This window comes from Streptomyces sp. FH025, assembly GCF_017427025.1.
GTDB lineage: Bacteria > Actinomycetota > Actinomycetes > Streptomycetales > Streptomycetaceae > Kitasatospora.
On record NZ_JAFLNG010000284.1, the window covers coordinates 1 to 9,375 of the forward strand.

A 9,375-nucleotide genomic window follows, 5' to 3' on the forward strand; every position below is an offset into this window, starting at 1 on the left:
ACCGCGGCGGAGGATCCCGCCGCTCCCGGCCGCACCCCCGCAGCCACATCTCCGACCGGCGCCCGCTTCACCCGGCCCGGGGGGATGTTCTCCTCACTGCGCGTTCGCAACTACCGCTACTACTTCGCCGGCCAGGTGGTGTCCAACACCGGCACCTGGATGCAGCGGATCGCCCAGGACTGGCTGGTGCTGAGCCTCACCGGCAGCCCGCTCGCGGTCGGCATCACCACCGCGATGCAGTTCCTGCCGATGCTGCTTCTCGGCCTGTTCGGCGGGGTGCTCGCCGACCGGATGCCCAAGCGCCGGCTGCTGATCTACACCCAGGGCGTGATGGGCCTGCTCGCCGCGGGCCTGGCCGTGCTGACCGTCGGCGGCGTGGTGACGCCGTACTACGTGTACGCCTTCGCCCTGCTGCTCGGCCTGGTCACCGTGGTGGACAACCCGGCCCGGCAGGCGTTCGTCGCGGAGATGGTCGGGCCCAAGGACCTCGCCAACGCCGTCAGCCTGAACGCCGCCAACTTCCAGACCGCCCGGCTGATCGGCCCCGCCGTCGCGGGCCTGCTGATCGCCGCGGTCGGCAGCGGCTGGGCGTTCGCCGTCAACGCGCTGTCCTTCGCCGCCGTGATCGGCGGACTGCTCGCGATGCGGGAGAGCGAACTGCGCCCGACCGAGCCGATCGCCCGGGAGAAGGGCCAGCTGCGCGAGGGCCTGCGGTACGTGAAGGAGCGGCCCGAGCTGCTCTGGCCGATGGTGCTGGCCGGCTTCATCGGCACGTTCGGCTTCAACTTCCCGACGCTGCTCTCCGGTTTCGCGTACGACACCTTCAAGGTGGGCGCCGGGCAGTACGGCCTGCTGAACACCGCGATGGCGATCGGCTCGCTGGCCGGCGCGCTGCTCGCGGCCCGTCGGGGCGCGCCCCGGCTGCGGCGGCTGGTCGGCGCGGCACTGGCCTTCGGCACGCTGGAGGTGGTCGCGGCCTTCGCGCCCGACTACTGGACCTTCGCGCTGCTGCTGATGCTGATCGGGGTGTTCGGGCTGAGCTTCAACACCTCGGTCAACTCCTCGCTGCAGCTGGCCACCGACCCGGAGATGCGCGGCCGGGTGATGGGCCTGCTGGTGCTGGTCTTCACCGGCGGCACGCCGATCGGCGCCCCGATCGTCGGCTGGGTGACCGCCTCGTACGGGCCCCGGCTCGGCCTGCTGGCCTGCGGGCTGGTGTCCGCGCTGGCCGCTGCCGCGGTCGGTCTGGTGCTGGCCCGCAGCGCCGACCTGCGGGTGCGCTTCGACCTGCACCCGGGCCGCGGCGGCCGGGTCGTGGCCTTCGTGCCGCGGACCGCTCCGGCGCGCAAGTCGGAGCTGGCCACGGCCTGCTGACGTGACGTCAGGTTTCCCCGGAGGTCGACAAGGCCTCCGGGGAAACCTGGGGTGTCAGAGCCGGATTTCGAGGACCTGGCCGGGCCAGATGCCGTGCGGCTGCTCGACCTCGAAGGTCTCGGTCTCGGTGAAGCCGAGCGCCCGGTACTGGGCGACCAGCTTGCGGTCGTTGCCGCCGTAGCAGTCCACCCGCAGCAGGCCGATGCCGCGACGGCGGGCCTCCTCGATCGCGTCGGCGATCAGGGCGGCCCCGATGCCCGAGCCCTTGCGGCTGCGGTCGGTGACCAGGTTGCGCACGTACAGTTCGCGCTCGTCCACGGCGGGGATCCACTTCCCGCGGTCCTCGGAGAGCACGCAGGAGCCGACCGTGCGGCCGTCCTCGTCCACCGCGAGCCGGATCAGGAACGGTTCGGCGGCGTACGAGGAGACCTGCTCGACCCGGGCCGGGTTGGTGCTGAACGGCTGGTCGCCCCACTGGCCGGTGCGGTCCCGGTCGGTCAGCCAGGCGACGGCGCCGTCGAGCAGGGCGAGGATGTCGGAGATGTCGTCGGGCCCGCCGGTGCGGATGTCGATCTTCATGGAAAAACGTTCTAGCCCAGATCCCGGATCGCGGGAAGATGGGTCCATGAGGTTGTTCGTGGCGGTGCTGCCGCCGGTCGCGGCACTGCAGGGGCTCTCCGACGCGGTCGCGCCGGTGCGCGGGATGCCCGGGGCGGACCGGTTGCGCTGGACCACCGTCGAGGGCTGGCACCTGACCCTGGCCTTCCTCGGCCAGGTGCCGGCCGACCGGCTGCCGGAGCTGGAGGCGGGCCTGGCCGACGTCGCCGAGGCGCACCCGGTGCACCGGCTGCGGATCGCGGGCTCCGGCCGGTTCGGCGACCGGGTGCTCTGGGCCGGGATCGAGGGCCAGACCTGGGCGCTGCGCCGGCTCGCCGAGGCGGTCGCCGAGGCCACCGCCGGGGTGACCGGGGAGACCGACGCCTTCGCCTTCCACCCGCACCTGACCCTGGCCCGGGCCGGCTCCTCGCGCGGCCACCGGCGGGCCGTCCAGCGGGTCGCGGCGGCCGAGCTGGACGCGCTGGCGGCGGCGCTGGCGGACTACCGGGGGCCGGAGTGGGAGGCCGCCGAGCTGCACCTGATGAAGAGCGACCTGGACGGAGGCTTCGCCCACTACGAGTCGCTGCGCTCCTGGGCGCTGGCCGACTGGAGCTGAGCCGACCGGAACCGACCGGAGCAGAACCGACCGGAACCGATCCGACTGAAGCTGAGCCGACCGGAACCGATCCGACCGGAGCCGAGCCGGGCCTCCGGTTCGTCCCGGTGTGAGCCACAGGTACGCTCGATGACCGTGGATCCCAAGACTCGTATGCGCATCGTCTCCGGCACCCTGGTGCTGCTGCTGGTCGTCGTGCTGATCAGCTCGCTGGTCGGCAAGTAGCCCCGGAACGGCGAGAGGGCCACCGCCCGCAGGCGGTGGCCCTCAGCCGTGCTCGGAGGCCGTCGGAGCGGCCGGAGCGGTCGGAGCCGTCAGAGCTGCTCGACCACGTAGTCGATGCAGTGGGTGAGCGCCTCGACGTCCGCCGGGTCGATCGCCGGGAACATCGCGATGCGCAGCTGGTTGCGGCCCAGCTTGCGGTACGGCTCGGTGTCCACGATGCCGTTGGCACGCAGTGCCTTGGCGACCGCGGCGGCGTCCACCGACTCGTCGAAGTCGATGGTGCCGACCACCTGGGAGCGCTCGGCCGGGTTCGCCACGAACGGGGTCGCGAAGGAGGACTTCTCGGCCCAGTCGTACAGCCGGGAGGAGGAGTCGGCCGTACGGGCGACGGCCCAGTCCAGCCCGCCGTTGCCGTTCAGCCACTCCAGCTGGTCGGCCAGCAGGAACAGCGTGGCGATCGACGGGGTGTTGTACGTCTGGTCCTTCGACGAGTTGTCGATGGCCGTCGGCAGCGAGAAGAACGGCGGGATGTAGCGGCCGGAGCCGGCGATCTCGGCGGCGCGCTCCAGGGCGGCCGGGGAGAAGGTGGCCAGCCACAGGCCGCCCTCGGAGGCGAAGGACTTCTGCGGGGCGAAGTAGTAGACGTCGGTCTCGGTGATGTCCACCGGCAGGCCGCCGGCGCCCGAGGTGGCGTCCACCAGCACCAGCGAGCCCTGGTCGGCGCCCGCGGGGCGCTTGATCGGCATCGCGACGCCGGTCGAGGTCTCGTTGTGGGTGAGGCCGTAGACGTCCACGCCCGCCTCGGCGACCGGCAGCGGGTGGGTGCCCGGGGCGGTCTTGATCACGGTCGGCTCGGCCAGCCACGGCGCGGCCTTGACCGAGGAGGCGAACTTCGAGGAGAACTCGCCGAAGTCCAGGTGCTGGGACTTCTCCCGCACCAGGCCGAAGGCCGCGATGTCCCAGAAGGCGGTGGAGCCGCCGTTGCCGAGGACGACCTGGTAGCCGTCCGGCAGGGAGAAGAGGCTGCTCACGCCCTCGCGCACGCGCTTGACCACGTTCTTGACCGGGGCCTGGCGGTGCGAGGTGCCGAGCAGGGAGGTCTGGGTGGCGGCGAGGGCACTGAGGGCCTCGGGGCGCACCTTGGACGGTCCGCAGCCGAAACGGCCGTCTGCGGGCTTGATGTCAGCGGGGATCTGGATCTGAGCCACGCGCGCAGCCTACCGGCCGGGGATCGCTCCGGGTACGGTCGTCCGCCCGCTGAGATTGTGATCTCCGCTGCCCGGAGGGCGCCGACAGCGGGCCCGGCCGGAGCCGGACCCGCTGGTCAGAGGCGGTGCGGAGCCGTCGGCCCCGGTGCGCTCAGCGCGCTCAGTGGGCGATGGCGTCCCAGCCCTCGACCTCCTCGGGGCGGCGCGGGCCGGGGCCCACGTAGCGCGCGGAGGGGCGCACGAGCCGCCCGGTGCGCTTCTGCTCCAGGATGTGCGCCGACCAGCCCGCCGTGCGCGCGCAGGTGAACATCGAGGTGAACATGTGCGCCGGGACCTCGGCGAAGTCCAGCATGATGGCGGCCCAGAACTCGACGTTGGTGGCCAGTACGCGGTCCGGCCGGCGGTTGTGCAGCTCCTCCAGCGCGGCCTTCTCCAGCGCCTCGGCGACCTCGAAGCGCGGCGCGCCGAGCTCCTTGGCGGTCCGGCGCAGCACCCGGGCGCGCGGGTCCTCGGCCCGGTAGACGCGGTGGCCGAAGCCCATCAGGCGCTCGCCCTTGTCGAGCGCGTTCTTGACCCACGCCGTCGCGTCGCCGGTGCGCTCGATCTCCTCGATCATGCCGAGCACGCGGGAGGGCGCGCCGCCGTGCAGCGGGCCGGACATCGCGCCGACCGCGCCGGAGAGCGCGGCCGCGACGTCGGCGCCGGTGGAGGCGATGACCCGGGCGGTGAAGGTGGAGGCGTTCATGCCGTGCTCGGCGGCGGAGGTCCAGTAGGCGTCGACGGCCTTGACGTGCTTCGGGTCCGGCTCGCCGCGCCAGCGGATCATGAACCGCTCGACCACGGTCTCGGCCTTGTCGATCTCGCTCTGCGGGACCATCGGCAGGCCCTGGCCGCGGGCCGACTGGGCGACGTACGACAGCGCCATCACGGCGGCCCGGGCGAGGTCGTCGCGGGCCTGCTCGGCGGAGATGTCCAGCAGCGGCTTGAGGCCCCAGACCGGGGCGAGCATGGCCAGCGCGGACTGGACGTCGACCCGGATGTCGCCGGAGTGCACCGGGATCGGGAAGGGCTCGGCGGCCGGCAGGCCGGGGTTGAACTTGCCGTCCACGAGCAGGCCCCAGACGTGGCCGAAGGAGACGTGGCCGACGAGGTCGTCGATGTCGACACCGCGGTACCGCAGGGCGCCGCCTTCACGGTCGGGTTCGGCGATCTCACTCTCGAACGCGACGACTCCCTCAAGCCCGGGTACGAAATCGGACATACGACGGCTCCTTCAGTTCTGCGATCGGTGCCCCGCCGTGGTGGGGCGGTGCGCCAGTGACCGAATCGTGGTTGGCACTCGGTGCCAGAGTGACAGGCACGGGGTGCATTGCGCCATACACCACGGTGGTGATGTTTTCCCTGAGCCGCTTGACTTCCCCGTCGACTCTCCCGTCGCGGGCCGGTCGAGGGACGGTCGTGCCCGGGCCGAGGTCCGGAACCAAACACCCTGTTCCGGACAATTACCCATGGAACGGGCGGCCAAGCGGCGGCGAGTCACCTCAACTCCGGCCGAGGTTTGTCCGGAGGTAGCGGTGCCCGTTGCTTGTCGTACGGGATGATGTTGATGTGCAGACCCCGGAACGCGCCCAGTCGACGCCCCCGAGCCCCGCCACCCGGTCCCTGGCCGACGAGGCCCGCCCAGGCCCGGACCTCACCGTGATGCGCAAGCACTACAGCCACGAGGGCCTGGTCGAGGAGCAGCTCGCGCCAGAGCCCATCGGCCAGTTCACCCGCTGGTTCCACGACGCGGACGACGCGGGGGTGGTGGAACCCAACGCCATGGTGCTCTCGACCGCCGACGCCCAGGGGCGGCCCAGCTCGCGCACCGTCCTGCTCAAGAGCTACGACGCGCGCGGCTTCGTCTTCTTCACCAACTACGGCTCCCGCAAGGGCTCCGAAGTCGCCGCCAACCCGTACGCCGGGCTGCTCTTCCCGTGGATCGCGCTGGCCCGCCAGGTGATCGTCCAGGGGCGGGTGGAGAAGGTCGGCCGGGACGAGACCGCCGCCTACTTCCGCACCCGCCCGCACGGCTCCCAGCTCGGCGCCTGGGCCAGCGAGCAGTCCAGCCCGGTCGGCGGCCGCGAGGTCCTCGAACAGCGCTACGCCGACCTGGAGCGCCGCTACCCCGAGGGCGAGGGCGTCCCCGTCCCGCCCTTCTGGGGCGGCTACCGGGTGGTCCCGGACAGCGTCGAGTTCTGGCAGGGGCGCGAGAACCGCCTGCACGACCGCCTGCGCTACGTCGCCGACCCGGCGAGCCCGAGCGGCTGGCGGGTGGAACGGCTCTGCCCGTGACCGGGGTGGGTGGCTCGCGCGCCGGGTGACGGCGCCCGGCGTGTGCCGGTACGTTGGGCGCGATCCACCCATCTCCGAAGGGGTTCGGACTTCAGATGCGTGAGACCGCGATGCCTGGATCCAGTGCCACTGTCGAACTGCCGTCCGCCGAGCCGGATCCCGCCCGTTCCGGGCCCACGCTCGACGAGCTCCTCGCCCGCTGCACCCCCGAGGCCGTCGGACGGCTGATGGGCCGGGTCGGCCTGGCCGGTGAAGGCCCCGACGTCATGCCGGTGATGCGGTTCTCGTCCGCCATCTGAGCGGGCGGGCCGGATGCTCCGCATCCGGGCGCGGCTTCCCCCAAGTCTCGGTACGGTTAACCATGTTGGCCGACCGGGGGGTACCGTGGAGCCCTACTTCTTCTTCAGCTACGCGCGGCGGGACCACCTCACCGGCGGTGCCTTCGTCGACCAGTTCTTCCACGACCTCAAGGACGAACTGGCCCGCATCGAACCCGCGGTCGGCACCGGCGAACTCGGCTACCGCGACACCGAACGGCTGCGCGTCGGCGACGACTGGGAGCAGCAGCTCTCCGGGACGGTCGCCTCCTGCCGCAGCATGGTGGCGCTGTACTCGCCGGCCTACTTCGGCAGCCCGTACTGCGGCAAGGAGTGGACCGCCTTCCACGAACGGGTGCGCCGGCACCGGGAGTTGACCGGTGAGGCGGTCCCGGCCCTGATCCCGGTGCTGTGGGAGCCGCCGCCGGAGGAACTGCCCGTCGAGGTGCAGCGAATCCAGTACGTCCAGCACGACATGGGCGAGGCCTACGCCACCGGCGGGCTGCACGCACTGCTGCGCGCGGAGCCGTACGGGCCGGACTACCTGAGGGTGGTCAGGGTCATCGCCGAACGGGTGCGCGACGCCGCGCTGCGTCCGGTCACGACGCTGACGACGCTGGACCTCGGTACGGTGGAAGGCTGCTTCCCGCTGCCCGCCGCCGAGCCCGCGCCCACCCGGACGGGCCTGGTCCGGCTGTTCGTGGCGGCGGACCGGGCACGGCCGGGCCCGGCCGCGGCGCAGCAGCCGTACCGCGGTGGCTGGTACGGCCCGCAGCCCTGGGACTGGGCGCCCTACCACCCGCCGACCCTGCCCTCGCTGGTCGCCCGCGCCCAGCAGGTGATCACCAGGGCCGGGCACATCACCACCCTGGACGAGGTCGGGCCGGGCCTCGTCGCCGACCTGGACCGGGCCCGGGAGAACAACCAGGTCAGCGTGCTCCTGGTGGACCCGTGGTCGGCGGGGCGGGAGCCGTACGGCCGGGCGTTGCGCGAGTTCGACGGCCAGAACCACCCGGTCACCGGAGTCCTGGTACCCACCGGCACCGACGACCCGCCCGAGGGGCCGGCCCGCGCGCACCTGTGGGGCGGGGTGCGCGCGGTGTTCCCGCGCAACTGGTTGCACCGCTCGGGGCCCGAACCGCTCTTTCGGGTGCACGTGACCAGGGAACGCTTCGAGAGAGAACTCCTCCGGGCCGTAACGGTCGCCCAGAACCGCCTGTTGGACGAGGAGGACGCCGACGACCCGGTTGCCGCCAGGGCCTCGTTCGGGCTCGGCACGGAGACGACGGCCATACCCGGACTGGCCATCCCGGCCTGGCCACCCCTCGACGTGGAGCGCCTGCCGCCCCGGCCACGCCGGCCGCCCAGGAGCGCCCCCGACCAGCCGCGCGAAGGAGACCCACAGCGATGACCGCCGACCAGGCCGTGCTGGCAGAAGCCGGTACCGCCGCCCCGCCGGCGACCGGCTCGGTCGTCACCTTCTATTCGTTCAAGGGCGGTACCGGCAGGACCATGGCCCTGGCCAACCTCGGCTGGATCCTGGCCAGCCAGGGCCTGCGCGTGCTGGTGGTGGACTGGGACCTCGAAGCCCCCGGCCTGCACCGCTACTACCACCCGCTGCTGATCGACCCCGAACTGCGCGACACCCCGGGCCTGATCGACCTGCTGCGCGCCTACGTCGACCAGGCGCTGCCCGGCGCCGGTGAGACCTCCGCCGCCGGACCGAGGGAGTGGCTCACCGCGCCGGGCCGGCTCGACGGCTACCTGTGCGGACTCGCCCTCGACCTGCCCTCCGACGGCCGGCTCGACCTGATGCCGGCCGGGCGGCAGAACGGGGCCTACTCGGCGGCCGTCACCAGCTTCAACTGGCGGAGCTTCTACACCCGGGCGGACGTGCGCGGGGCGGAGTTCCTGACCGTCCTTCGGGAGCAGTGGACCGACTCCTACGACTACGTGTTGATCGACAGTCGAACCGGGGTCAGCGACACCTCGGGCATCTGCACCGTGCTGATGCCCGACAGCGTCGTCGACTGCTTCACCCTGGGCGCCCAGAGCATCCGCGGCGGCGTCGACGCGGCCCGTGCCATCGCCGAGGCCGAGGTCCGGGAGATCCGGGTGCTCCCGGTGCCGATGCGGGTCGAGGAGACCGAACGGGCCGGGCTCGCCGCCGGCCGCGACCTCGCCCACGAGGCCTTCGCCCCGTACCTGGGCCGCTGGCTCGGCTCCGACCGCCGGACGGCGTACTGGCGGGACGTGGAGGTGCCGTACAAGCCCTTCTACGCCTACGAGGAGGTGCCGGCGACCGTCGTCGACCGGCCGGGGCAGAACCGCACCCTGCTCAGCGCCTTCGAGCGGCTGGCGGACTGGCTCACCGACGGGCGCGTGCGGGAGCTGGCGCCCGTCCCGGACCGGGTGCGGCGGCGGCTCTACGCGGCCTACCTGCGGCCCGGGCGGGCCAGGTCCCGCCGGGTGCACGTGAGTTACGCCCCGGGGGACCGGATCTGGGCGGAGTGGGCGGCCCACGCGATGGCGGGGTTCGGCTACCTGGTCTCGCTGCACAGCGTGGCGGTGCCGCCGGACGGAACGGGCGCGCTGCCGGAGGCCGACGGACCGGCGGAGGGCGACGGGCGGGTGCTGGCGCTGCTGTCGACCGAGTACCGGGCGTTCCCGAGGGCGGGCGAGCTGTGGCGACGGCTCGGCGCGG

9 protein-coding genes are annotated in these 9,375 nt (G+C 72.8%); 6 read left to right on the forward strand and 3 right to left on the reverse strand.

Translation table 11 applies throughout. The annotated features are described in order from the left end of the window. A partial coding sequence (locus J0670_RS20420; RefSeq protein ID WP_374223132.1) for an MFS transporter occupies positions 1 to 1,374 on the forward strand: 1,374 nt, incomplete at its 5' end. A 54-nt stretch (positions 1,375 to 1,428) separates the two neighbouring features. On the opposite strand, the gene J0670_RS20425 is transcribed toward J0670_RS20420, so the two are convergent. Further along, on the reverse strand, positions 1,429 to 1,953 hold the full coding sequence (locus tag J0670_RS20425) for a GNAT family N-acetyltransferase (protein ID WP_207813076.1): 525 nt from the start codon (positions 1,951 to 1,953) through the stop codon (positions 1,429 to 1,431). Between the two features lie 46 nt (positions 1,954 to 1,999). On the opposite strand from J0670_RS20425, the gene thpR reads away from it, so the two are divergent. After that, on the forward strand, positions 2,000 to 2,587 hold the full coding sequence (thpR, locus tag J0670_RS20430; RefSeq protein WP_243437282.1) for an RNA 2',3'-cyclic phosphodiesterase: 588 nt from the start codon (positions 2,000 to 2,002) through the stop codon (positions 2,585 to 2,587). A 314-nt stretch (positions 2,588 to 2,901) separates the two neighbouring features. On the opposite strand, the gene serC is transcribed toward thpR, so the two are convergent. Further along, the gene (serC, locus tag J0670_RS20435; RefSeq protein ID WP_207813078.1) at positions 2,902 to 4,020 is read right to left on the reverse strand and encodes a phosphoserine transaminase; all 1,119 of its coding nucleotides are present in this window, start codon (positions 4,018 to 4,020) and stop codon (positions 2,902 to 2,904) included. A gap of 160 nt (positions 4,021 to 4,180) precedes the next feature. Then, positions 4,181 to 5,281 (reverse strand): citrate synthase 2, encoded by a 1,101-nt coding sequence (locus J0670_RS20440; protein WP_207813079.1) that lies wholly within the window; start codon positions 5,279 to 5,281, stop codon positions 4,181 to 4,183. A 347-nt stretch (positions 5,282 to 5,628) separates the two neighbouring features. Between J0670_RS20440 and pdxH the strand changes: the two genes are divergently transcribed. The 4 genes from pdxH to J0670_RS20460 all read left to right on the forward strand — a co-directional run. Beyond that, positions 5,629 to 6,354 (forward strand): pyridoxamine 5'-phosphate oxidase, encoded by a 726-nt coding sequence (gene pdxH, locus J0670_RS20445; RefSeq protein WP_374223133.1) that lies wholly within the window; start codon positions 5,629 to 5,631, stop codon positions 6,352 to 6,354. A gap of 110 nt (positions 6,355 to 6,464) precedes the next feature. Beyond that, positions 6,465 to 6,653, forward strand: a complete 189-nt coding sequence (locus J0670_RS20450) for a hypothetical protein (protein ID WP_207813080.1) — start codon at positions 6,465 to 6,467, stop codon at positions 6,651 to 6,653. A gap of 85 nt (positions 6,654 to 6,738) precedes the next feature. Further along, a complete protein-coding gene (locus tag J0670_RS20455; protein WP_207813081.1) occupies positions 6,739 to 8,082 on the forward strand; it encodes a TIR-like protein FxsC in 1,344 nt (447 codons plus the stop codon). Beyond that, the coding region (locus J0670_RS20460; RefSeq protein WP_207813082.1) for a KGGVGR-motif variant AAA ATPase at positions 8,079 to 9,375 on the forward strand (1,297 nt) is incomplete at its 3' end. The genes J0670_RS20455 and J0670_RS20460, both read left to right, overlap by 4 nt.

Bases quoted from the DNA above. Each gene is read 5' to 3' on its own strand.
- J0670_RS20425 (WP_207813076.1), bottom strand. From the start codon at position 1,953: ATGAAGATCGACATCCGCACCGGCGGGCCCGACGACATCTCCGACATC.
- thpR (WP_243437282.1), top strand. From the start codon at position 2,000: ATGAGGTTGTTCGTGGCGGTGCTGCCGCCGGTCGCGGCACTGCAGGGG.
- J0670_RS20450 (WP_207813080.1), top strand. From the start codon at position 6,465: ATGCCTGGATCCAGTGCCACTGTCGAACTGCCGTCCGCCGAGCCGGAT.
- J0670_RS20440 (WP_207813079.1), bottom strand. From the start codon at position 5,281: ATGTCCGATTTCGTACCCGGGCTTGAGGGAGTCGTCGCGTTCGAGAGT.